Consider the following 24,869-nt stretch of genomic DNA (forward strand, 5'->3'; position numbering starts at 1 on the left):
TTATTCACCAACCTTTAAATGTTTTTCTATTGATTTTTTAAGTGCTTTTTTAGCTTCTACTATTGAAGTATTACTTAGTTGTGCTCCAGCCATATTCATATGACCTCCACCACCTAATTCTTCAAGAATCACTTGAACATTAGCCTCTCCAATAGATCTACCACTAATTACTATATCATCTTTTATTTGTATTAATACAAAACACACATTAATTCCTGCTATATTAAGTAACTCATCTGCTGCTCTGGCTGCCATAAAGGATTTTTTTAATCCTTTTGGAGCTACAGCTATAGCTAAATTATCTTTTACTTCTGCTGTTTTTATAGTTTCAGCTATAACTAAAAAGTCTTCTAGATTATCCATAAACATCTTTTTAACTTCTATAGTATCTGCTCCTAATGATCTTAAAAAAGATGCTGCATCAAAGGTTCTTACTCCTGCCTTGAAAGAAAAACCTTTAGTATCCATAAATATTCCAGCAAGTAATCCCTCTGCTTCTAATGTTGTTAAGTTTGGCTTTTGTACCATGTATTGAATTACCTCTGTAACCATCTCTGATGTTGATGATGCATATACTTCTATATAATTTAATATTGCTCCTTCAACTATATCTGGACTTCTTCTATGATGATCTATTATTATTTTTCTTTGAGCCTTTTCAATTATTGCTTGATCCAAAATATATCCTGAGTTATGAACATCTACTATTATAAGTAAAGTTTTTTCATTAATTTGCTCATAAGCTTCTTCAATTGACACAAAAAGATTATCATACCTTGAATCTTTTTTTAGTTTTTGTAAAAAATAATCTATTGCTACAGTTTCATTTCCTAATATTATGTTACAAGGTTTCCCTAATTGTCTTACAACAGAAGATAAACCTATGGATGATCCAAAGCAATCCATATCTGGATTTTTATGACCAATTATAAATACGTTACTACTTTCATATATTAATTCTTTTAAAGTATGAGAAATAACTCTAGCTCTAACTCTAGTTCTTTTTTCTACTTCTCTAGTATTTCCTCCAAAGAACTTAATTTTTTCATTATTTTTAATAGCAACCTGATCTCCACCCCTTCCTAGGGCTAGTTCCTTTGCTGTAGTTGCAAAGGCATTATTCTCTAAAGGACAAGTTCCTCCTCTACCTACACCTATACTTAATGTAACTTCTACTTTATTTCCTCTATCTATATTAGAAATTTCTTCTAATATAGAAAATTTATTATTTATTTCATCATCTATATATCTATCTTGTACTGATAGTACATATTTATTAGAATCATATCTAGTTATCATAGCCTTAAGTCTTTGTGCATATGCATTTATTGTTTTTTCTACTTCTGCAACTAACATTGGTCTATCACTTTCCATTGTAGTTTCTAATACTTCAGATAAGTTATCTACTTCAATTAGCATAATACTTTCCTTAGTATTTTCCATATTTTTATTACTACTTATATCATTAAAATAAACTACATACAAATCTTCATCTAATTTAGAATTTTCAATTTTACTTGCATATATTTTATAAAATAGATCTGCTATTTTTATTTTTTGATGTAAATCTCTATCACAAGTTAATAATCTAGATAAATTTAATCCTCTTGCAATACTTACTACATTTAATCCTATGGGTTCTTCATTTGGAATGAACTTTTTAAACTCTTTATTGGCCCAAAAAATTCCCCCTGATTCCTTTATTATTGCTAGTGGAAATATTAAATTAAATATATTATTAGAAATATCATTATTAATTATTTCTCTAACTCTTTCAATATTATCCTCTTCATTTTCTTTACTTCTATATTCACTAATAGTGAATATTATAAAGATTACTAATAAGAAGGTTCCTAAAATAGCACTTTTTAAAAAGTAAAATCCTATACAAGCTAATACAAAAATAATTGGTGTAATTATAGGTTTAATGAGTTCATGCCTTTTTTCAAATAATTCTTTCCATTTCATAAGCTAATGGCGCTCCTTTAAATGTAATTGAAGTTTACTTAAACTCCTTCCATCATTTTCATATTCATGTCCTTCAGAAATTCCTACTTGTAGCTTTTTTTTCATATCGTCATCTACATCTTCACACGAATATCCAAGTTTTTGGGCTAATACGTATAAAATAATTACAGCCCCTGATATGCAATTTAAAATTGCATCTTGAGCTACATTACTTCCCTTAGTTAATAAGTGATAGAATTCTCCTATTATACATAAAAGATTAGCTTTTAATTTTTCTATCATCTTTATATTGGCCATTATATTTAAATCTTCTCTCTTCACTCTGTTCACCCCTATACTAATACCCTTGTATATATATTTTAAATATAATTCACTTTTAATGCAACAACTTATAAATTTATTTACATAATTTGTAAACATCTTTTGTATTAGTATAACAAAAAACCCCTGAAAAACCAGGGGTTAATTATATTACTCAGTTGTGAATGGTAATAATGCTATATTTCTTGATCTCTTTATAGCAGTTGTTAATTCTCTTTGGTGCTTAGCGCAAGTACCAGAAATTCTTCTTGGTAATATCTTACCTCTTTCTGTTACGAACTTTCTTAGCTTAGTAATATCTTTGTAATCTATTGCTTCAGCTTTTTCTACGCAAAAAGCACAAACTTTTCTCTTAGATCTTCTCATTTTTCCAGATCTTTTCATATCTTTCATGCTAATTCCCTCCTTTTTTTTAGACTTTTAGAAAGGCATATCTCCGTCATCTACAGGAGTCATGTCCTCCTCGAAATTCATTCCACCAAAATCATTTGATGGATTTGAATAATCAGAACCCATATTTGAAGCACCAAATCCATTGTTATATGAACCTTGGTCTCTTCCAGCACCACCGTTGTTACCTGAACCAATGAATTCAAAAGAATCTACAACTACATCTGTAGTGTATCTCTTAGTTCCATCTTTAGCATCATAACTTCCAGTTCTAATGCTACCAGTAACAGCTAGTTGTCTGCCCTTAGTAAGATATTGTGCTATTGTTTCACCAGTTTTACCAAAAGCTATACAGTTGATAAAATCAGTTTCATCCTTCTTGAAAGGTCTAGTTACTGCTAAACTAAATCTAGTAACAGCAGTACCGCTTCCAGCAGCAAAGTTTAACTCTGGATCTCTTGTTAGTCTTCCAATAAGTATCACCTTATTCATGACAATATCACCTCTTACGCTTCTTGTTTAACGATGATGTGTCTTATAACACCATCAGTAATTCTGAATACTCTGTCTAATTCTTTAGGTAGTTCTGAATCAGCATTGAAGTTGATTAATGTATAGAAACCTTCGTTAACTTTTGCGATTTCGTAAGCAAGCTTTCTTCTACCCCAAACGTCAACATTTTCTATAGTTCCTCCACCGTTTTCTATTACACCCTTAAATTTTTCGATTGCAGCTTTACAAGCTTCTTCGTCGAATGATGGGTGTAGTATGAATATAGTTTCGTACTTTCTCATCATTTTCACCTCCTCCCCTCGGACCTTGGCTGTGCTTTACACAGCAGGGATTACAATTAAATATTCTAACATTTTTTAATTTTCTTTGCAAGACATAATTTTTAATTACTATTAATTTACTACTTTTTTTGCATCTTTTTGAAATTTGCTTCTTGGAAGCATAATTATTCTTCCACATCCTGTGCATTTTATCTTAATATCTGCACCTAATCTTATCACTTCAAATTGCTTGCTTCCACAAGGATGTTGTTTTTTCATTTCAACAATATCACCTAAATCAAAAGTTTCTACCATAATAACCCTCCTAAGTTAATTAATATTATTATTTACTAATTGAGTTTTAGGATATGGAATTTCAATACCAGCTTCGTCTAATGCCATTTTTATTTCTTTTCTTAAATCTCTTTCCATCTTCCATTGTGACATTGGTATTGCTTTACCAGCTATTCTTATTGTTACACTAGAAGCATTTAAAGCAATTACTCCCCAAACTTCAACTTCTCCTTTTAACTCATCTTTATTTTTATTTGTAAATTTGTTACATGCTTTTTTAATAACATCAATTGCATTATCTATGTCTTCTTCATAAGCAATTCCTACATCAACCATAAATCTCATATCTCCCCTTGAGTGGTTTGTAACTTCCGTTACATCTCCATTAGGTAAATTATGAACATCCCCACTAAAATCTCTCAAAACAGTTGCTCTTATTCCAATATTTTCCACAATACCACTATATGAGCCTATAGTTACATAATCTCCAACACCATATTGATCTTCAAATAATATAAAGAATCCATTTATTATATCCTTCACTAAGCTTTGAGCACCTATACCAACAACAAACCCTATAGCACTTAGAACTCCAGCTGAAACTTTAAATGTACTTCCAATTACAATAGCAGCTCCAGAAAAATAAACTATATATTTTAATGAGCTTTTAAGTATAGCTCCAACAGTAAACGCCTTTTGTCTATCCATAGAAAAACTTAGCTTACTATTTGCCTGATTCTTAACAAACCTATCTATAGCTTTATCGCCTATTTTTATAATTGCATACATAATAACTATTAATATTATTAGTGATATAACCTTACCTATTACAACTCCCGATACAGATATTATACTTTCAATAACTTTATCCCAGTCTATGTTTAAAGAAAGCTTTCCAGTAAGTTCATCTTTATTAGTACTAACCCAAGTCAAATAATTATTCATAGTATTTCTCCTATATTATTTCCTTAAATATATTTTCTTCTTTAGTATAAATGTTTTTATATCTTAGAATATTCCTTTCTATTATTTCATCTATGTATTTTTTTTCTTCAATTCTAATACATATCCCACAACTTTGTGTTATAGCTGTAGGTGTTGGCATCATTTTAAAAATAAAATTTTCTTCTTTTAATATTTTTTCTCCGTTCATTGCATCTAAAGTATTTTTAAAAACTATAATGTAATATTTCATTTTTTCCTCCTTCATTATCTATATTTATATTTAATTATATTATATATATTTTTGTAAATGAAGATAATATAATTTATAATTTTAATATACTTTACTATTTTTATAAAGGAGTTATTTTTATGAATAATATTTACTTGGATAATGCTAGTACTACATTTCCTAAACCACAAAATGTAGTAGATTCTATATATAAATTTTTAACTACCGTTGGAGGAAATCCTGGACGCTCTAATCATGATAATGGATTGCAATCTAATAGACTATTGTTAGAAGCTAGAGATACTATAGCTAATTTTTTTAACTTTGATAATATAGATAATGTAATTTTTACTAATAATATAACAACCTCCCTTAATACATTAATTGCTGGCTGCGCTAAACAGGGTGATCATATTATTACTTCTTCAATGGAACATAATTCAGTTTTAAGACCTTTATTTAATTTAAAAGAAAATAACATAATAGATTTAGACATAGTAAATGCAGATAATTTTGGGTTTATTAACATCGAAGATTTTAATAATGCTATTAAGCCAAATACAAAGTTTATAATTTTAACTCAAGCATCTAATGTAATAGGTAGTATTCAACCTATTAAGGAAATAGGAAAACTATGTAAGGAAAATGGTATTTACTTTATTTTAGATTCAGCTCAAGGTGCTGGTGTTTTAGATATTGATTTCAAAGAATTAAACTTAAGTGCTTTGGCATTTACTGGTCACAAGAGTCTTTTTGGTCCTCAAGGTGTTGGTGGATTTATTATAAGTGATGAGTTAAATAAAATATGTGTCCCTTACACTTTAGGAGGTACTGGGAGTTTATCTCATTCACTTATCCAACCAGATTTTTTACCTGATAAATTTGAATCAGGAACTCTAAATATGCCAGGTATAGTGGGTTTAATGGAAGGAATTAAATTTATAAAATCAGAAGGACTAAATTCTATTTATGAAAAAAATAAATTTTTAAGAAAATTCTTGGTTTCAGAGTTAAGTAATATAGACAATATAATATTATATGAAGATTTAAAAAATGATAATTATACTTCTTGTGTATCATTCAACATAAAAAATATGGACACTGCTGAAGTTTCATTTATCTTAGATAGTGATTACGGTATAAAAAATAGATCTGGGCTTCATTGTGCTCCTCTCGCACATAAAACTATAGGGAGCTTCCCTACTGGTACAGTAAGATTAAGTTTAAGTTATTTTAATGATAAAAAAGATATTGAATATACAATAAGTTCATTAAGTAAAATTTCAAAATGAATACAAACCTCCCTTATTGTTAATAATAAAAATAAGGGAGGTTTGATTATGAGTATGACTAATTTAGAAATAGATTCATTATCTCCAAATTCTTATATTGAGATTGGAGAGTTTTTATATAAAAAACTAATTAACATAATAAATGATAATAAACAAATAATTTTTATTTGCATTGGAACTGATAGATGTACTGGCGATTCCCTTGGTCCAATTGTAGGATATAAATTAAAATCATCTATAAAAGATACCTCAAAAAAAAGCATTTATATTTATGGTTCTCTAGAAAATCCAGTTCATGCAAAAAACTTAGTAGATATTATAGATAAGGTTAGGGTAAATTTTAATAATCCTTATATTGTGGCTATTGACTCATGCTTAGGTAAAACTAGTAATATTGGCAAGGTTTTTATTGATAGTAAGCCTATTTCACCAGGCCTTGCATTAAATAAAGATTTACCTCCTATTGGAGACTTAAGTATTACAGGTATAGTTAATATTTCTGGTAATTATGAGTTTTTAATTCTTCAAAACACTAGGCTTTATACTGTTATGTCCTTAGCAGATTGCATATCAAAAGGGATACTTCATTTTATAAATAAAGTTTTAAATAATTCCAATATATTAGCTTTAAATTAACTAAATATATCTCAATACTCCATAATAAAAGAGCTACTGTAAGAAAATTTTCTTGCTGTAGCTCTCTTAGTTTTATTTTTTATTAATTGCTTCATTTAATACATATGATTCTTCTTCTGATAATTCATATCTAGATATTCCCTTATCAACAGGTTTTGCATATGTAGTACTATCGTGTCTTGAATAAATTCCAGTAATTAAAACACCATCGTTATGTGAATCTAATATAGCTATTGAAAAACTTAAATCACTTCCTACATCAGGGAAGGCCTTATATCTCATTATTGCAACCTTATTTACGCAACCCTTGATTTCCTCTCTTATTACCTCACATTGGTTTATAGCTTCTTCTGATTTAGCCATTGCTTTATCTACTTCTTCTAACTTTGAAACAATAAGTTCTTCTAGATTTTTATTGTTTACACCTCTCATAAGTCTTCTATACTTCTTTTCAAGCTTTTTCGTAGATCTTATTAAAGAAATAACTATAGTAAAAAGTAATAATATAATTACTAGTAATCCAATAACTATAAAAGATATATTTTCATTTATTAAGTTAATTAAATTCTCCAATTTAATTGCTCCTCTCTATACATTTAAGAAATAAGGCAATAATGTTTCACGTGAAACATTATTTTTAGCTTATCATATTTTGTTTCACGTGAAACATTTATAAATTAATTATTTCTAATATCCTTTGTAAATCTTCTTCTGAATAATACTCTATTTCTATTTTTCCCTTGTTATTCTTATTACTTATATTAACCTTTGTACCAAAATAATTTTGTAATCTATCTGTTACATCCTTATAATATGGATTAATCTCTCTTACTTTTTTCTTCTCAGGTTTATCTGATTTTGATAATTTTATTAGTCTTTCTAGCTCTCTAACTGATAACTTTTCATCTATTACTTTTTGAGCTATTTCACACTGCAATTTAGGATCTTCTATTGCTAATAATGCTCTTCCATGACCTTCTGTAATAACTTCATCTATAAGATATTGTTTTACAGTTTCTGAAAGTCCAGTAAGTCTAATAACATTTGTAATAGCAACTCTAGATTTACCTACTCTTTTACTTAATTCTTCTTGAGTTAAGTTAAAATCACTTAAAAGTTTTTTGTAGGCTAAAGCTTCTTCAATTGGATTTAAATCTTGTCTTTGAATATTTTCAATTAAAGAAATTTCTAATATATTCTTATCAGTTAACTCCATTACTATTGCTGGAACTTCCTTTAATCCTAATAACTTTGCTGCTCTCCATCTTCTTTCTCCAGCAACTATAACATAATAATCATTTTTCTTATTTAGAATTATTGGCTGTATAATTCCATGTTCCTTTATTGACTGTGCTAATTCAGCTATTTTTTCATCATCAAATGATTTTCTAGGTTGATCATCATTATTCTTAATTAAATTTAAAGAAATAACTGAAGGTTTATTGTTCTCTTTTCCTGGAATTTCGTTAGGAATTAAAGCTCCTAACCCCTTTCCTAATGCTGACTTTTTATTCATATCATCACCCACTTACTATTGCCTACTTAAGAATTCTTTAGTTAAAGCCTTATAAGATTCTGCACCTTTACATTTTTCATCATACAACATAATTGGTAATCCAAAACTTGGTGCTTCTGCTAATCTTATATTTCTAGAAATAGTTGTTTCAAAAACTTTTTCATTAAAAAAGTTTTTTACTTCTTCGAAAACTTCATTACTTAAGTTAGTTCTATAATCATACATAGTCATTACTACGCCTTCAATCTCTAAATCCTTATTTAAAGATTTTTTTACAAGTTTAATTGTATTTATAAGTTGCCCAACACCTTCTAATGCATAAAATTCGCATTGAATTGGTATTAATACAGATTCCACTGAGGTAAGTGCATTAATTGTTAATACTCCTAATGATGGTGGACAATCTATGAAAATAAAGTCATAATCATCCTCTACCTCTTTAATTTTATTAGCTAAAATAACTTCTCTATTTTCTTTACCTATGATTTCCACCTCTGCGCCTGCTAATTCCATAGTTGAAGGCGCGATATATAGATTTTGTACTAGCTCGCTTTTTAAAATTATTTCCTTTAAAGAAGCATCTGATGTTATTACATCATACATTGACATTTCTAAATTTCTTTTGTCTAATCCTAAGCCACTAGTTGTATTCCCTTGGGGATCTATATCTATAGTTAATACTTTGTATCCTTCCATAGCTAAATATGCACATAGATTAATATTTGTTGTAGTTTTTCCAACTCCACCTTTTTGATTAAATATACAAACTTTCTTCATATAAAAAAGCTCTATCTTAGAGCTTCACCCCCCTTCCCATAATAATATTATATATAGTTTTAATTCATATTGAAAGATTAACATAATAAAATATTATTAAATTAGTGAATTATTTAATAATATTATATAAGTTATCATAAAAATTTAATTATTAAAATTACAAAAGGGTGAAAGCCAATGCTTTCACCCTTAATAATTTCATTTTATTTTTTAGGAATAGATACTGTAATTTGAATAAATTCTTCTTCATCCTTAAATTTATATTCAGCAGGTATGTTAAATTTATCAAACACTTGTTTAATTGTATTAACATATAATTTTGCAGGAAAAACACTCTTAACTCTTTTCTTATCTTTGTTGTTTAACTCTTCACCTGCAATTTTTAATAACTCTTTATTTATTAATTCTTCTGTTGCCTTAACATTAAGAGAATTCTTAATAACCTTTTCTATAACTTTCAGTTGTAATTCTTCAGTAGGTAAAGATAATAAAGCTCTTGCATGTCTTTCTGTTAGCTTATTTTCTAAACATAATTCTCTTACCTTAGGACTAAGTTTTAATAATCTTAATTTGTTAGCAATAGTAGATTGTTTTTTTCCCATTCTCTTTGCAAGTTCATCTTGAGTAAATTTATGATCATTAATTAAATTATAATAAGCCTCTGCTTCCTCTATAAAATTTAAATCTTCTCTTTGTAAATTTTCTAATAAAGCAATTTCTGCTGACTCAGTATCAGTTATTTCAATTATATTGCATGGCACTAGCTCAAGTGCTGCCATTCTTGCAGCTCTCCAACGTCTTTCACCTGCTACTAATTCAAACTTTTCTCCTCTTTTTCTAACTGTAATAGGCTGAATTATTCCATGCTCTTTAATAGACTGAGATAATTCTTCTAAAGCCTCTTCATTAAAAAATCTTCTTGGCTGATAAGTGTTTGGAAATATCCTATCTACACTTATATTAGTAATTTCTCTATTCATATGCACCCAACCATCCCTTATTAAAATAAATTACCACTAAACTCAATAATTAAAAAATTCTATTTATCTTCATTATTTCCTTCTTTTATTTCCTAGTTTTGTAAGACAAATTCGCTAATTAAATATTATAAAATTACAAATGAATTCATATATTGAATCATTATATCCTATATCGACTAAATTCTTTAGTATATGCTGTAGAATATTTATTTTATAGGCTTTTTATTTACAGTGCCTGCCTTTCTAGGATAAGTCTTAGGGCATTTATTTACCTTTTTTATTTCTACAATATTATGCTTTAAATCAGATTCCTCGATATTTACTTCTATTATATTTTCTAAACTTCCACCTAAAGTGTTTATAGCCTTTTGTCCTTCTTTTAACTCTTCTTCTATTGCTGGTCCTTTAAGAGCTACAAAATATCCATTTACCCTTACATAAGGCAAACAAAATTCTGATAAAACTGCCATATTAGCAACTGCTCTTGATGTTGCTACATCAAAGCTTTCTCTAAGCTCAGGTTTCCTTGCTCCATCTTCTGCTCTTGAATGAATAGTTGTAACATTCTTTAATTCTAATTGAGCTACAACAGTATTTAAAAAATTAATTCTCTTATTTAATGAATCTAGTAATGTTACACTAATATCTGGATTCATTATAGCTATAGGTAGGCCAGGGAATCCTGCTCCCGTCCCTACATCTATAACAGTTTTAGCATTTCTAACAGCTTTTGATTTAAAAGCCTTTATACAATCTATAAAATGCTTTTTAATAACTTCTTCATCTTCCGTTATTGCAGTAAGATTTATTTTTTCATTCCATTCCTGTAAAAGCTTCATATATGTTATAAATTGATTATACTGCTTTTCAGTTAAATCAAATCCAACCTCCATAGAAGCTTCCTTCATTATTTGAAAATATTCCATATTTCCTCCATAAAAGCTTATTTCTTATATTGATGCTCTAAATAAATTAATAGTACAGATATATCTGCTGGAGAAACTCCTGATATTCTAGATGCTTGCCCTATACTTATTGGTCTAATATTGTTTAATTTTTGTATAGCTTCTGTTCTTAATCCCTTAACATCCTTGTAATCTATATCTTCAGGAAGTAACTTCTTTTCAAATTTTTTAAATTGATTAACTTGTTCTAATTGGCTATTTATATATCCTTCATACTTAGTGATTATATTAATTTGCTCACCAATATCCTCATTATATTCTGGTCTATCTGGATCTAATTCTGACATACTAAAGTAATCTAACTCTGGTCTTTTAATAAGTTCATAAAAACTAATTGGCTTCTTTAGTTCTACTGATCCCTTTGAAACTAAGAAGTCATTTACTTCTTTTTTATTAGTTATTTGAAGCTCCTTTAATCTATTTACTTCATTTTCAATATTGTTCTTTCTTGTTATGAATTTTTCATATCTTTCCTCTGTTACAAGACCTGCTTTATGTCCAATTTCAGTTAATCTAAAATCAGCATTATCTTGCCTTAAAAGAAGTCTATACTCTGCTCTAGCAGTCATCATTCTATAAGGCTCATTAGTACCTTTAGTCACTAAATCATCTATTAGAACTCCTATATACCCATCTGACCTAGTTAAAATCATAGGCTCTTTGCCTTTAATCTTTAAAGCAGCATTTATACCTGCTACAAGGCCTTGTCCTGCAGCCTCTTCATATCCTGAACTACCATTTAATTGTCCAGCTCCATATAGTCCTTCAAAGTTTTTAAACTCCAATGTAGGCTTTAATTGTGTTGGATCTATTGAGTCATATTCAATAGCATAAGCAGTTCTCATTATCTCTGCATTTTCAAGTCCAGGTACTGTTCTTAACATTTGTAATTGAACATCCTCTGGAAGAGATGAAGACATTCCACCAACATACATTTCTAATGTGTCTTCACCTTCTGGTTCAATAAATAGTTGATGTCTTTCTCTATCTGGGAATCTCATTACCTTATCTTCAATTGATGGACAATATCTAGGACCTACCCCCTCTATTAATCCATTATACATTGGAGATCTATCTATATTTTCCCTAATTATATTATGAGTATCTTCACTAGTATAAGTTAACCAACAAGAAACTTGCTCTCTTGAAATATCCCCACTCATAAATGAGAAAGGAACTATTTTTTCATCGCCAGGTTGTTCTATCATCTTAGAAAAATCTACTGTTCTTTTATTTATTCTTGCTGGCGTACCAGTTTTAAATCTTCTTAATTCTATACCTAAGTCTATTAAAGATTGAGATAGCTCATTAGCTGCTGATAATCCATTTGGACCACTATTATATGTTACATCACCTATTATAATTCTAGCTCTTAAATAGGTTCCTGTAGTTAATATAATAGCTTTGCAACTAAAGTATCCTCCATTTTTAGTAAGAACACCTCTTACTTTTCCATCTTCAACATCTACCTCTATAACTTCTAATTGTCTTAAAGATAAATTTTCTTGAGTTTCTAATACATTCTTCATTCTGTTTTGATATTTCTTTTTATCAGCTTGAGCCCTTAAGGAGTGAACAGCTGGCCCCTTTGAGGTATTTAACATTCTAGATTGTATAAATGTATTATCTATATTTATACCCATTTCTCCACCTAGAGCATCTATTTCCCTTACTAAATGTCCTTTTGCAGTTCCTCCTATATTAGGATTACATGGCATCATCGCTACAGAATCAAGATTTGTAGTACATATTAATGTTTTTAATCCCATTCTTGCTGATGCTAGTGCAGCTTCGCAACCAGCATGACCAGCACCAACAACTACTACATCATATTCTCCTGCGTTATATTTCATTTTTATCCTTCTCCTACTTTCCACAACAAAATTCTTTAAATATTTTATTAACTAAATCTTCTTCTAATTCTGATCCTGTAATTTCACCTAAAGCCTTTAATGCTGCTGTAACAAATATTGAAATTAAGTCTAAATATTCATTATTATTTAATCTTATAAGAGCTTCATTACAATTTTCTCCTGCTCTAATTAAAGCCTGCTTATGTCTTGAATTAGATATAATTAAGCTTTCGCTATCTATTTTACCACTAAAGAACATATTCTTAATCTCATTTTTTAAACCATCTATACCAATATCTTCTTTGGCAGAAATTTTTATTATATTTTCAAAATTATTTATTAGAGAATTATCTATTTTATTTTCTAAATCAATTTTATTCAATAAAACTATGGCTTTTTTATCTTTTATGGCTTCAATTATTTCAATGTCTTCTCTATCTAGCTCCCTAGAGGAATCTAAAACTAATAAAACTAAATCAGCTTCATTAATTTTTTCTCTTGATCTTTCTACACCTATTTTTTCAACCACATCTTCAGTTTCTCTGATTCCTGCAGTATCTATAATTTTAACAGGTATTCCATCTAAATTTATATACTCTTCTATTACATCTCTAGTTGTTCCAGCTATATCTGTAACTATTGCTCTTTTTTCCTTTAATAACACGTTTAGTAATGAAGATTTCCCAACGTTTGGTTTTCCAACTATGGCTAAACTTAAACCGTCTCTAATTATTTTTCCTTCATCTGCACTCTTAAGTAGCTTTTCTATATCTCCATAAGCATTTTCTAAACTTTCTCTTACTCTAACTGGAATAGTTGGATCTATTTCTTCATCATCCTCTGTAAAATCAACGGCATATTCTATTAATGCTAAAACATTTAATAAATATTCATTTAATTTATTAATTCTCTGAGATAAAGATCCGCTACTTTGCATTAATGCAGATTTCATAGCAAGTTCAGTTTTAGCTGTAATTAAATCCATAACCGCCTCTGCTTGAGATAAGTCTATTCTTCCGTTCAAAAATGCTCTCTTAGTAAACTCACCAGGTTCTGCAAGTCTTGCACCAGCCTTTATAGTATTTTCTAATACTTTATTAGTAGATGTAACCCCACCATGACAATTTATTTCTACAGTATCTTCTGCTGTAAAGCTTCTAGGCCCCTTCATGTAGCTTATTATTACTTCATCAATTAACTCTTCCGTATTTATATCAACTATATGACCATATCTCATAGTATAAGTTTTCATATCCTTAATATCTTTACCATTCTTTGGCCTAAATATTTTAGATACTATTTCTAAAGCTTTATCACCAGAAACTCTAATGATAGCTATTCCACCTTCACCTATAGCAGTTGATATGGCACAGATTGTATCAAACTCTTTCAATTTCAATCCTCCTTATCTTGACTTAAATAAGTCTATGTTTATAGTATATCCCTTTTTAACTAATATTCATTTTACAAAACTATTTATAGTAAGTCAAAATAAATAAAATAGATATAAATATATCAAAAATAAAAGGTAAGAAAGCCTTACGGCCTCCCTACCTTTAACTCTTAATATCTACTACTATTCTTCTATGAGGTTCTTCACCCTCACTGAAAGTATAAACATATTCATTATCTTGTAAAGCAGAATGTATTATTCTTCTTTCATAAGGATTCATCGGTTCTAGTTTATAAGGCCTTCTAGTTTTTCTTACTTTATATGCAGTTTTTTCAGCTACTCTAATTAAAGTTTCTTCTCTCTTCTGCCTATAATTTTCAGTATCTAAAACTACCTTTTTATAAGGGACACTATGATCCTTGTTAACAACTAAAGAAGCTAGGTATTGTAATGAATCTAAGGTTTCCCCCCTATATCCAATTATAATTCCCATTTTAGGACCATTTAAATTAATATAAACAACGTCCTTTTCTTCCTTAATTCTTATTTCTGCTTGTACGTTCATATTATTAAGTATATTTCTTAAAAATACTCTTACGTCTTCCTTATAGTCTCTTTTTACCTTAACTAATATTTTAGCAGGTTTTGTACCTATAAGATTTAGAAATCCCTTAGAACCTTCATCTAAAACTTCGTATTCAACCCTATCTTCTGTAAGTTTTAATTCTTTTAAAGCTTTTTCTAAAGCTTCCCTTACAGTTTTACCTGTCATTTCTAATGTTTTCATACCCTATTCACCACCTAATAATACTAAATAATTTAATTTTTCTTCTTAGTCTTTGGTGTTGCTTTTTTTGCTTTTTCTATAACCTTTAACTGTTCTTCTTCTTCCTTAGCGGCTTTCTTTTTCTTAGCTGGTAAGTAATTTAAGAAATAAGTTTGAACTAATTGAATAGCTCCACCTATTACCCAATAAATTACTAAAAGAGAACTAAAGTTAATAGCCATTATTCCCATCATACCTGCCATCATTAAGTTCATAGATCCCATATTCATTTGTGGACCATTTTCATTCTTAGGCATAGATTTAGTTAAAAGTAAACTTGGTAAGTATGTGCTTAAGAACGCTAATACTGGTAATATAAATAGACGATCTTTTTCAAATACATTTGGTATCCATAAAAATGATGGGTTAGTTACAGCTGAACTATCTATATTCATAAATACATAATACAATGCAAAAAGTATTGGTAATGGTAATAATGTAGGAAGACATCCTCCAAACATACTAACATTATTATCTTTCATACACTTTGAATATTCAGCCTGCATCTTTTGTGGATCATTAGCATATTTCTTTTGAATTGCACTTAATTCAGGTTGAATTTCTTGCATTCTTGCATTTGATTTATTAGCTTTTATATTTAAAGGAAGAATTAACAATCTTATTATTATTGTAAATAAGGCAATTGTTAATATATAAGATACACCACTTGGCTCTAAATTAAATAAATTTAGTATAATATTGTGCATCCATTCAAAAATAACAGTTAAAAAGTTTGTTATTGGTTGTAAGAATTTCATCATATTTTGCACGCAACCTCCTTATTTTAACGGATCATATCCACCCTTAGCAAAAGGATGACATCTTAAAATTCTCTTTATAGCTAAAAAACCACCTTTTATCGCTCCATACTTTGTTATTGCTTCAATTGCATATTCTGAGCATGATGGAACATAAATACAAGTCGGCGGTCTCATTGGTGAAATATATTTTCTATATAAATGTATAGATTTCAACATTAATTTTTTCATTGCTTATATAAGCCTGCCTTTGAAAAAAGTTTTTTCATCGCTTCTTCTACTTCAAAAAAGCTTTTTCCTTCTATAGCGCTTCTCGCTACAAAAACAAAGTCGTAACCAGTTTTAAGATTTTTTTCGTTTAGTCTATAGCTTTCAGTTATCAATCGTTTACTCCTACTTCTAACAACGCTATTTCCAACTTTTTTACTTACTGAAATTCCTACCTTATTATAAGTATTCCCATCTTTCGTCTTATTCCTTCTATTATTATATATATATATAACTAAAAGATTATTAGCTAAAGACTTCCCCCTTCTATAAACTAATTTAAATTCATTGTTTTTTCTTAACCTGTACATCATTAGAAATCTTATACTCCTTTTTTTCTGCTATTGCAGAAAAAAGGCCACTATTTGCGGCCCTTATGCTGTTAATCTTTTTCTACCTTTTTGTCTTCTTCTCTTTAGAACATTTCTTCCTGATGAAGTTTTCATTCTCTTTCTGAATCCATGTTCTTTTTTTCTTTGTCTCTTTTTTGGTTGGTATGTCATGAACATTTCACTACACCCCCTTTAATCTCTATTTTCTATAGTAAAAACTATAATCCCAATTTTAAATTTACCTTATTATTATATATATATCAGGTTTTTATGTCAATACACTATAATTTTCAAGTTCTGTTGATAAATATAATAAATATTATCACATAATTTGTGGATAACTTCTTGAATACTCTATTTAACTTATGTTATTATTAATAATGAATGTGAATAATTTTATTTTTAAGCGAAGTTATCCACACCTGTGGATTAAATTGTGAATAACTTGTTCGCTTTTTCTTTATTTCATATCTATTATACTCTATTTTTAGCTAAATTAATGCTTTTATACCATGTTAATAATGTGAAAAAATGTACATACTTATATTGTGGATATTTTTTTTAATTTTATTTTATCAACATAATTATTAACATGTGCATATTTATATTATACTTATTAACATGAAAAAAAACATGTTAATAAATGTGTTGATATATTGTTATTAACTAATATATCTTAAACTAAAAAAAAATTTTATGGAGGATATACAATGAATAATGATCTTCAATCATTGTGGGAGAAAACATTAAATATTATAAAAGGTGAAATGAGTGAAGTTAGCTTTAATACTTGGATTAAAAGCTGCGAACCTATTTCTATATCTTCCAATACTATAAAAATCAGTGTCCCAAACTCCTTTACCCAAGATATATTAGAAAAAAGGTATAAGGACCTAGTTGTAAATTCTATAGAAGCTGCTTGTTCTAAGGTTTATAACGTAGATTTTATAGTTGCATCTGATATTCAAGAAATTGAAGAAAAGGAAGAAAAGAAAACAAAAGCTGATGATAAATCCTCTATTACTGTAAATGATGAGATGTCTAGTACATTAAATCCTAAATATACCTTTGATTCATTTGTTATAGGTAATAGTAATAGATTTGCTCATGCTGCATCTTTAGCTGTTGCAGAATCTCCTGCAAAGGCTTATAATCCTCTTTTTATTTATGGAGGAGTTGGACTTGGAAAAACGCATTTAATGCATGCAATCGGTCATTATGCTCTTCAAAATAACTCTAATGCAAAAGTAGTATATGTATCTTCAGAAAAGTTTACAAATGAACTTATTAATGCTATTAAAGATGATAAAAATGAGGAATTTAGAAATAAATATAGGAATGTAGATATACTACTTATAGATGATATTCAATTTATTGCAGGAAAAGAAAGAACCCAAGAAGAGTTTTTCCATACATTTAACGAATTACATGATGCAAATAAGCAAATAATTCTATCATCTGATAGACCACCAAAGGAAATTCCTACTCTAGAGGATAGACTTCGTTCACGCTTTGAGTGGGGGTTAATTGCTGATATTCAAGCTCCAGACTTTGAAACTAGAATGGCTATTTTGAAGAAAAAAGCAGATGTAGAAAAATTAAATGTTGCTAATGAGGTAATGGTTTATATTGCAACTAAAATTAAGTCTAATATTAGAGAACTTGAAGGAGCTTTAATTAGAATTGTAGCTTATTCTTCTCTGACTAATAGGCCAATTACTGTTGAGTTAGCTAGCGAAGCTCTTAAGGATATAATATCAAACAAACAAAATAAAAATGTAACTATAGATGTTATCCAAGATGTTGTTGCTGGGTACTTTAATCTTAGAGTAGAAGATTTAAAATCTCAAAGGAGAACTAGAAATGTAGCTTATCCTAGACAAATTGCAATGTATTTAAGTAGAAAACTTACTGATATGTCTTTACCTAAAATCGGTGAAGAATTCGGGGGGAGAGACCATACTACTGTTATTCATGCTTACGAAAAAATATCTGATACATTAAATACAGATGAAAGTTTACAACACACAGTAAATGATATAACAAAGAAACTCACTCAAAATTAATTAACAGCTGTACATAAGTATATTGAATTGTTTGTGGATAACTAATAATAACAATATTGCTTGTTAATACTGTGGATAAGATATGTAATTTTTGCTTCACTTATCCACAATATTTTTTTACAAATATTTTAGTGTTTTTAAGGGCTAGAGGTACTTATCAACATATCAACAGCCCCTACTACTACTGTTATTAAATTTTATCTATATATTAATCTATATATCTATACTATTTTGATCATTACAAATGTTTATAACTTAAGGAGGTTTTTTATATGAAGTTTATATGTGAAAAACAAAAACTACAAGAAGGTATCTCAATAGCTAGTAAGGCTATAACTGGAAAAACAACAATGCCTATACTAGAAGGAATATATATATCAGCTAAGAAAGATGGATTAACATTAATAGGATCTGATATGGATGTTTCAATAGAAACTAAAGTTGAAGCTAATGTTATAGAAGAAGGAATGCTTGTAATAGATTCAAGGATATTTGGAGAAATAATAAGAAAGCTTCCTAATTCTGAGATAACTATAGAAACATTAGAAAATGAAATTATGCAAATTACTTGTGAAAAGTCAGTATTTAACTTAGTTTATATGAATGGAGAAGATTATCCAGAACTAACAAAAATAAATGAGAATTTAGCAGTTGAAGTACCACAAAATATATTAAAAAGTATGATAAGAGGTACATCTTTTGCAATTGCTCAGGATGAAACAAGACCAATATTACAAGGAATATTATTCGAAGTTAAAGATAAAAATTTAAATCTTGTTGCTTTAGATGGATACAGATTAGCTATAAGAAATGAATTTTTAGATAATGATAATACTGTAGAAGTAGTAATACCAGGGAAAACTTTAAACGAAGTTTCAAGAATTCTTGAGGATATATCAGAAATAGTAAAGATAACTTTCACTAATAATCACATATTATTTAATTTAAATAATACTAAAGTTATATCAAGATTATTAGATGGAAAGTTCGTTAACTACGCATCATTATTACCTCAAGAACATAAAATTTCTATAGAAGTTAAAAAACAAGAACTACAAAATTGTATAGAAAGAGCTTCTTTAATGGCTAAAGATAGTAATAGTAACTTAATAAAATTAGATGTTCAAGAAGATACTATAATAATAACTTCTAATTCTCAATTGGGAAAAGTTAGAGAAGAAGTGAGTGTGAATTTGCAAGGTGAGTCTATTCAAATTGCATTTAACTCAAGATACTTATTGGATGTTCTTAAAAACATAGAAGATGATGAAGTTGTTTTAGAGATGACTTCAGGTGTTAGTCCTTGTGTAATAAAATGTAAAAATAGTGACAATTCTAAATATCTTGTTTTACCAGTAAGGTTATTAAGATAGAAAGGAGATATGCATAAAAATTGTATTTATATGCATTTAATTGGAAATGAACGAAGTTAAAATAAGTACTGAATTTATAAAATTAGATTCTTTTTTAAAATGGTGTGGTGCAGTATCACTAGGATCTGAAGCTAAGATGTTTATTCTAGATGAGTTAGTTAAAGTAAATAATGAAATTTGCACACAAAGAGGAAAAAAAATAAGACCTGGTGATATAGTAGAATTTAACGGAGAAGAGTATAAAGTAGTTTAATTGCTATTAACCTAACAATTACTTTTATTCCTCTAATATGTTATAATTAAAATAGGTGTAAAGAATGTATATTAAGAAAATCCAAATATTAAACTATAGAAATTATAAATCTTTAAATATAACACTGGGGAAAAATGTAAATGTATTTATGGGAGATAATGCTCAAGGTAAAACTAATATCCTTGAAGCTATATATTATTGTGCCTTTGCCAGATCTCATAGAACTTCCAAGGATAGAGAATTAATTAATTGGAATTCTGAAAATGCTTATGTAAGTGTGCAAGTTGGTAAAGATAGATTAGATAAAACTATTGATATTAACATACTTAAAGATGGTAAAAAAGCAATAAGAATAAATAAAATTAAAGCATCCAAAATTGGGGAATTGTTCGGAAACTTTAATGTTGTTATGTTTTCACCAGAGGATTTAAGGATAATAAAAGACTCTCCAGGAGTAAGACGAAAATTCATAGATATGGAACTATGCCAACTAGATTCTAAATATTACTATAATTTAGTTCAATATAATAAAGTTTTAAATGAACGTAATATAGTTCTAAAAAATAGAAGAATCGATAAGGATGTTTTAGACATATATGATATTCAATTAGCAGGGTTTGGTAAGAATATAATAAAAGATAGATTAAATTATATTAATAAGTTAAACTTTTTTGGAAAGAATATACATAAGGATATATCTTCTGGAAAGGAAGATATAGAATTTAAATATATAAGTACAGTAAAAGACTTAAAAAATATAGAAAATAACTTTTATGATCTATTAAAGAGGAATAGAGATAAAGATATTGAAAAGGGATCAACTAGTGTAGGACCACATAGAGATGATTTTACTGTTCTAATTAATGATATAGACACTAAGAGTTTTGGGTCACAAGGACAGCAAAGAAGTGCTGTCCTTACTATGAAGTTCTCTTCTTTAAAAATAATAAAGGAACTAACATCTGAGTATCCTGTATTATTACTAGATGATGTACTATCAGAACTGGACTTTAGTAGAAAAAGATATATATTAAGTACCATTGGAGAAATCCAAACAATAATAACTTGTACGGGAATAGAAGATCTTACTAATTACTTGGATAGTAGTTCTAGGGTCTTCAAGGTTAAGGATGGTGAAATCCTAAATTAAGGGAGGAATTCTAATGTTTTTACATTTAGGAGAAAATGTAGTTGTTCCGATTAAGGATGTAATTGGAATTTTTGATTTACAAACTACGATGTATAGTTCAGATACAAGTGCCTTTTTAAGAATGGCAGAGGAAGATGGGTTTGTAGAAAGGATTTCTAAGGAGAAACCAAAGTCCTTTGTTATAGCTGAAGTAAATAAGATGAGTAAAATTTATTTATCTCCAATATCATCTTCAACTTTAACAAAGAGAACAAATATTGATTATAATCCATAATTCCAATTTTAAATCTTCATGTGATTATAATATAAATTTCATTAAAGGAGGAGATTATGTTGGAAAATAACAATCAAAATTATGATGAAAGTCAGATTCAGGTTCTTGAAGGATTAGAAGCCGTTAGAAAAAGACCTGGAATGTATATAGGGAGCACTAGTTCAAGAGGGTTGCATCACCTTGTTTATGAAATAGTTGATAATAGTATAGATGAGGCTTTAGCTGGATTTTGTGATGAAATATCAGTTTCAATAAATGAGGATAATTCTATAACTGTAATTGATAATGGTAGAGGAATGCCGACAGGTATTCACCCTAAAATGGGTAAGTCTACTGTAGAAGTAATAATGACAGTACTTCACGCTGGAGGAAAATTCGGCGGTGGCGGATATAAAGTATCAGGAGGATTACATGGGGTTGGTGCTTCTGTAGTAAATGCTTTATCAGAATGGTGTACAGTAACTGTATCAAGAGAAGGCGATATATGGGAACAAAAGTATTCAAGAGGAGTTGCTATATCTGACTTATCTAAAATAGGAACTACAGAAGAACATGGAACTAAGGTTTCATTTAAGCCAGATGTAGATATTTTTGAAGAAACAGAATATGATTTTGAAATATTATCAAATAGATTAAGAGAATTAGCATTCCTAAATAAGGGAATAAAAATTGTTCTAGAAGATAAAAGAGAAGAAAATAAAAGAGATGTATATCACTATGAAGGTGGTATTAAAGAATTTGTAGCATATTTAAACAGAAATAAAGAGGTTTTACATCCAGAGCCAATTTATGTTGAAGGTGAGAAGGATGGTATAATTGCTGAGATATCATTGCAATACAATGATGGATACAATGAAAATTTATATTCATTTGCTAATAACATAGATACTATTGAGGGTGGTACTCACTTATCAGGTTTCAAGACAGCATTAACTAGAGTTATAAATGATTATGGTAAGAAGTTTAACCATATAAAGGAAAATGATAAAAATCTTTCTGGAGATGATATAAGAGAAGGATTAACTGCAGTTGTATCTGTTAAAATACCAGAACCACAATTTGAAGGTCAAACTAAAACTAAGCTTGGAAATTCAGAGGTTAGAAGTGTAGTTGATTCAATTGTAGGGGAAGGTGTATATATTTTCCTTGAAGAAAATCCTAACGTAGGAAAGATAATAATAGAAAAAGCTCTTATGGCAGCAAGGGCTAGGGATGCAGCAAGAAAGGCAAGAGAACTTACTAGAAAATCAGTTCTAGAAAGATCATCATTACCTGGAAAATTAGCAGATTGTTCATCTAAGGATCCGTTAGAATGTGAAATTTATATAGTTGAGGGAGACTCTGCGGGTGGATCAGCTAAGCAAGGAAGAAATAGAAGATTCCAGGCGATATTACCTTTAAGAGGTAAGATACTAAACGTAGAGAAACAAAGATTAGATAGAATATTAACTGCTGATTCAATAAAATCAATGGTTACAGCTTTTGGAGCTGGAATAGGTGTTGATTTTGATGAAAGTAAGTTGAGATATAATAGAATAATAATAATGACAGATGCTGACGTAGATGGTGCTCATATTAGAACTCTATTATTAACATTCTTCTTTAGATACATGAGAGGTCTATTAGATGGTGGTCACGTTTATATAGCTCAACCTCCTCTTTACCAAGTTAAGAAGAATAAAAAGGAGTATTATGCATATTCAGACCAAGAACTTGAAAAATTACTTCAAGAAATTGGTGGAAAAGATAATTCAACTAATATTCAAAGATATAAAGGTCTAGGAGAAATGAATGCATCTCAATTATGGGATACTACAATGGATCCAGATAAGAGAATACTACTAAAGGCAACTATAGAGGATGCAATAGCAGCCGATGAAATATTTACCATATTAATGGGGGATAAGGTTGAACCTAGAAGAGAATTCATACAAAAAAATGCTAAGAAGGTAAGTAACTTAGACATTTAGTACTAAAGTGAGGTGAGGTACATGAGCTTAAATGAGGGAAAAGTTGTAGAAATTGATATAAATAAAGAAATGAAAAGGTGCTATATTGACTATGCTATGAGTGTTATAGTTGGTCGTGCACTTCCAGATGTTAGAGATGGTCTTAAGCCTGTACATAGAAGAATATTATATTCTATGAATGAACTTGGATTAGCTCCAGAAAAGGGGTATAGAAAGTGCGCAAGAATTGTAGGGGAAGTATTAGGTAAATACCATCCACATGGTGATACTTCTGTTTATGATGCTCTTGTAAGAATGGCACAAGACTTTTCTATGAGATATATGCTTGTAGATGGTCATGGTAACTTTGGTTCTGTAGATGGAGATAGCGCAGCAGCTATGAGATATACGGAAGCAAAAATGAATAAAATAGCAGCTGAAATGCTAAGAGATATAACAAAAGATACTGTTGATTTTATTCCGAACTTTGATGGAGAGGAAAAAGAACCAGTAGTTCTACCATCAAGATATCCTAACCTTTTAGTGAATGGATCATCAGGTATAGCAGTTGGTATGGCAACTAATATTCCTCCTCATAATTTAGGAGAAGTAATAGATGGAACTATAATGCTTATAGATAATCCTGAAACAACTGTATTAGAGTTAATGACAACAATAAAAGGTCCAGATTTTCCTACTGGTGCTACTATAATGGGGAAGGCTGGAATAAGAGCAGCATATGAAACAGGAAAAGGTAGAGTAATAGTTAGAGCAAAAGCTGAAATAGAAGAAGAAAATAATAGGCATAAAATAATAGTTACTGAAATACCGTATCAAGTAAATAAAGCTAAGCTTATTGAAAATATAGCAGATCTTGTTAAAGATAAAAAAATAGTTGGCATATCTGACTTAAGAGATGAGTCTGATAGAGATGGTATGAGAATAGTTATAGAACTAAAGAAGGATGCAAATCCAAATGTAGTTTTAAATTTACTATATAAACATACAAAAATGCAAGACACCTTTGGAGTTATAATGCTTGCATTAGTAAATAATGAGCCACAAGTTTTAAATCTAAAACAAGTATTGGGTTATTATATAGAATTCCAAAAAGAAGTAGTAACTAGAAGAACAGTTTTTGAATTAAATAAGGCTGAAGCTAGAGCACATATACTTGAAGGTTTAAGAATAGCTCTTGATAATATTGATGAAGTAATAAGTATTATAAGATCTTCTAAGACTACTGAGATAGCAAGAAATACATTAATGGAAAGATTCGGTCTAAGTGA

At 28.9% G+C, this 24,869-nt stretch carries 29 protein-coding genes (1 of these 29 running past the window's edge); 9 read left to right on the plus strand and 20 right to left on the minus strand.

Annotation, left to right across the window (positions count from 1 at the left end; translation table 11 throughout):
• From BN6774_RS01120 to BN6774_RS01155, 8 genes are all read right to left on the minus strand, one after another.
• Positions 1-1,968 (minus strand): DHH family phosphoesterase, encoded by a 1,968-nt coding sequence (locus tag BN6774_RS01120; protein ID WP_066889286.1) that lies wholly within the window; start codon positions 1,966-1,968, stop codon positions 1-3.
• Between the two features lie 3 nt (positions 1,969-1,971).
• Entirely contained in the window at positions 1,972-2,289 is a 318-nt protein-coding gene (locus BN6774_RS01125; protein ID WP_066889288.1) for a MazG-like family protein, read from the minus strand.
• 150 nt (positions 2,290-2,439) lie between these two features.
• On the minus strand, positions 2,440-2,682 hold the full coding sequence (gene rpsR, locus BN6774_RS01130) for a 30S ribosomal protein S18 (protein ID WP_008676141.1): 243 nt from the start codon (positions 2,680-2,682) through the stop codon (positions 2,440-2,442).
• 27 nt (positions 2,683-2,709) lie between these two features.
• Positions 2,710-3,171 (minus strand): single-stranded DNA-binding protein, encoded by a 462-nt coding sequence (locus BN6774_RS01135; protein ID WP_066889290.1) that lies wholly within the window; start codon positions 3,169-3,171, stop codon positions 2,710-2,712.
• Positions 3,172-3,185: 14 nt separating this feature from the next.
• Complete coding sequence (gene rpsF / locus BN6774_RS01140) at positions 3,186-3,473, minus strand: 30S ribosomal protein S6 (RefSeq protein ID WP_066889292.1); 288 nt, start codon at positions 3,471-3,473, stop codon at positions 3,186-3,188.
• 111 nt (positions 3,474-3,584) lie between these two features.
• Positions 3,585-3,767, minus strand: coding sequence for a DUF951 domain-containing protein (locus BN6774_RS01145; RefSeq protein WP_066889294.1), 183 nt, complete (start codon positions 3,765-3,767; stop codon positions 3,585-3,587).
• 15 nt (positions 3,768-3,782) lie between these two features.
• A complete protein-coding gene (locus tag BN6774_RS01150) occupies positions 3,783-4,691 on the minus strand; it encodes a mechanosensitive ion channel family protein (protein WP_066889295.1) in 909 nt (302 codons plus the stop codon).
• Between the two features lie 10 nt (positions 4,692-4,701).
• A complete protein-coding gene (locus BN6774_RS01155) occupies positions 4,702-4,941 on the minus strand; it encodes a putative Se/S carrier protein (RefSeq protein WP_066889297.1) in 240 nt (79 codons plus the stop codon).
• 119 nt (positions 4,942-5,060) lie between these two features.
• Between BN6774_RS01155 and BN6774_RS01160 the strand changes: the two genes are divergently transcribed.
• Together BN6774_RS01160 and yyaC are read left to right on the plus strand one after the other, a co-directional pair.
• Entirely contained in the window at positions 5,061-6,212 is a 1,152-nt protein-coding gene (locus tag BN6774_RS01160; protein ID WP_066889299.1) for an aminotransferase class V-fold PLP-dependent enzyme, read from the plus strand.
• A gap of 48 nt (positions 6,213-6,260) precedes the next feature.
• Entirely contained in the window at positions 6,261-6,848 is a 588-nt protein-coding gene (gene yyaC, locus BN6774_RS01165) for a spore protease YyaC (RefSeq protein WP_407922084.1), read from the plus strand.
• A gap of 72 nt (positions 6,849-6,920) precedes the next feature.
• Here yyaC and BN6774_RS01170 read toward each other — a convergent pair whose 3' ends face one another.
• From BN6774_RS01170 to rpmH, 12 genes are all read right to left on the minus strand, one after another.
• Positions 6,921-7,421, minus strand: a complete 501-nt coding sequence (locus tag BN6774_RS01170) for a DUF4446 family protein (RefSeq protein ID WP_066889301.1) — start codon at positions 7,419-7,421, stop codon at positions 6,921-6,923.
• 97 nt (positions 7,422-7,518) lie between these two features.
• Positions 7,519-8,364 (minus strand): ParB/RepB/Spo0J family partition protein, encoded by an 846-nt coding sequence (locus BN6774_RS01175; protein ID WP_066896351.1) that lies wholly within the window; start codon positions 8,362-8,364, stop codon positions 7,519-7,521.
• A 15-nt stretch (positions 8,365-8,379) separates the two neighbouring features.
• On the minus strand, positions 8,380-9,141 hold the full coding sequence (locus tag BN6774_RS01180; protein ID WP_066889303.1) for a ParA family protein: 762 nt from the start codon (positions 9,139-9,141) through the stop codon (positions 8,380-8,382).
• Positions 9,142-9,344: 203 nt separating this feature from the next.
• Positions 9,345-10,121, minus strand: a complete 777-nt coding sequence (gene noc / locus BN6774_RS01185) for a nucleoid occlusion protein (protein WP_066889305.1) — start codon at positions 10,119-10,121, stop codon at positions 9,345-9,347.
• 206 nt (positions 10,122-10,327) lie between these two features.
• On the minus strand, positions 10,328-11,047 hold the full coding sequence (gene rsmG, locus BN6774_RS01190; protein ID WP_066889307.1) for a 16S rRNA (guanine(527)-N(7))-methyltransferase RsmG: 720 nt from the start codon (positions 11,045-11,047) through the stop codon (positions 10,328-10,330).
• Between the two features lie 17 nt (positions 11,048-11,064).
• On the minus strand, positions 11,065-12,939 hold the full coding sequence (gene mnmG, locus BN6774_RS01195; RefSeq protein WP_207644559.1) for a tRNA uridine-5-carboxymethylaminomethyl(34) synthesis enzyme MnmG: 1,875 nt from the start codon (positions 12,937-12,939) through the stop codon (positions 11,065-11,067).
• A 13-nt stretch (positions 12,940-12,952) separates the two neighbouring features.
• Positions 12,953-14,332: a tRNA uridine-5-carboxymethylaminomethyl(34) synthesis GTPase MnmE gene (gene mnmE / locus BN6774_RS01200; RefSeq protein ID WP_066889309.1), complete on the minus strand. Its 1,380-nt coding sequence runs from the start codon at positions 14,330-14,332 to the stop codon at positions 12,953-12,955.
• Positions 14,333-14,495: 163 nt separating this feature from the next.
• The gene (gene jag, locus BN6774_RS01205) at positions 14,496-15,119 is read right to left on the minus strand and encodes an RNA-binding cell elongation regulator Jag/EloR (RefSeq protein WP_066889311.1); all 624 of its coding nucleotides are present in this window, start codon (positions 15,117-15,119) and stop codon (positions 14,496-14,498) included.
• Between the two features lie 32 nt (positions 15,120-15,151).
• Positions 15,152-15,919: a membrane protein insertase YidC gene (gene yidC / locus BN6774_RS01210; protein WP_066896357.1), complete on the minus strand. Its 768-nt coding sequence runs from the start codon at positions 15,917-15,919 to the stop codon at positions 15,152-15,154.
• Positions 15,920-15,937: 18 nt separating this feature from the next.
• Positions 15,938-16,147, minus strand: coding sequence for a membrane protein insertion efficiency factor YidD (gene yidD, locus BN6774_RS01215; RefSeq protein WP_066889313.1), 210 nt, complete (start codon positions 16,145-16,147; stop codon positions 15,938-15,940).
• Positions 16,144-16,497 carry a ribonuclease P protein component gene (rnpA, locus tag BN6774_RS01220; RefSeq protein WP_066889315.1) on the minus strand — a complete coding sequence of 118 codons (354 nt, stop codon included), beginning with the start codon at positions 16,495-16,497 and terminating at the stop codon, positions 16,144-16,146. The genes yidD and rnpA overlap by 4 nt, the downstream gene beginning before the upstream one ends.
• Before the next feature lie 60 nt (positions 16,498-16,557).
• Positions 16,558-16,692, minus strand: coding sequence for a 50S ribosomal protein L34 (rpmH, locus tag BN6774_RS19070; protein ID WP_035151755.1), 135 nt, complete (start codon positions 16,690-16,692; stop codon positions 16,558-16,560).
• A gap of 533 nt (positions 16,693-17,225) precedes the next feature.
• Here rpmH and dnaA point away from each other — a divergent pair.
• The 7 genes from dnaA to gyrA form a co-directional block, all read left to right on the plus strand.
• A complete protein-coding gene (dnaA, locus tag BN6774_RS01230) occupies positions 17,226-18,581 on the plus strand; it encodes a chromosomal replication initiator protein DnaA (protein WP_066889317.1) in 1,356 nt (451 codons plus the stop codon).
• A 272-nt stretch (positions 18,582-18,853) separates the two neighbouring features.
• Positions 18,854-19,954, plus strand: coding sequence for a DNA polymerase III subunit beta (gene dnaN, locus BN6774_RS01235; protein ID WP_066889319.1), 1,101 nt, complete (start codon positions 18,854-18,856; stop codon positions 19,952-19,954).
• Between the two features lie 46 nt (positions 19,955-20,000).
• Entirely contained in the window at positions 20,001-20,207 is a 207-nt protein-coding gene (yaaA, locus tag BN6774_RS01240) for a S4 domain-containing protein YaaA (protein WP_066896360.1), read from the plus strand.
• Positions 20,208-20,271: 64 nt separating this feature from the next.
• On the plus strand, positions 20,272-21,357 hold the full coding sequence (gene recF / locus BN6774_RS01245) for a DNA replication/repair protein RecF (protein ID WP_066889321.1): 1,086 nt from the start codon (positions 20,272-20,274) through the stop codon (positions 21,355-21,357).
• A gap of 13 nt (positions 21,358-21,370) precedes the next feature.
• The gene (remB, locus tag BN6774_RS01250) at positions 21,371-21,631 is read left to right on the plus strand and encodes an extracellular matrix regulator RemB (RefSeq protein ID WP_066889323.1); all 261 of its coding nucleotides are present in this window, start codon (positions 21,371-21,373) and stop codon (positions 21,629-21,631) included.
• A 56-nt stretch (positions 21,632-21,687) separates the two neighbouring features.
• Positions 21,688-23,601 (plus strand): DNA topoisomerase (ATP-hydrolyzing) subunit B, encoded by a 1,914-nt coding sequence (gene gyrB / locus BN6774_RS01255; protein ID WP_207644560.1) that lies wholly within the window; start codon positions 21,688-21,690, stop codon positions 23,599-23,601.
• 21 nt (positions 23,602-23,622) lie between these two features.
• Positions 23,623-24,869, plus strand: the 5' end (the start) of a protein-coding gene (gene gyrA, locus BN6774_RS01260) for a DNA gyrase subunit A (RefSeq protein ID WP_066889325.1). The gene runs 1,294 nt beyond the window's last position; only the first 1,247 of its 2,541 coding nucleotides appear in the window; the start codon lies at positions 23,623-23,625; the stop codon falls past the right edge of the window.

Source organism: Clostridium nigeriense (genome assembly GCF_900086595.1).
Lineage (GTDB): Bacteria > Bacillota > Clostridia > Clostridiales > Clostridiaceae > Clostridium > Clostridium nigeriense.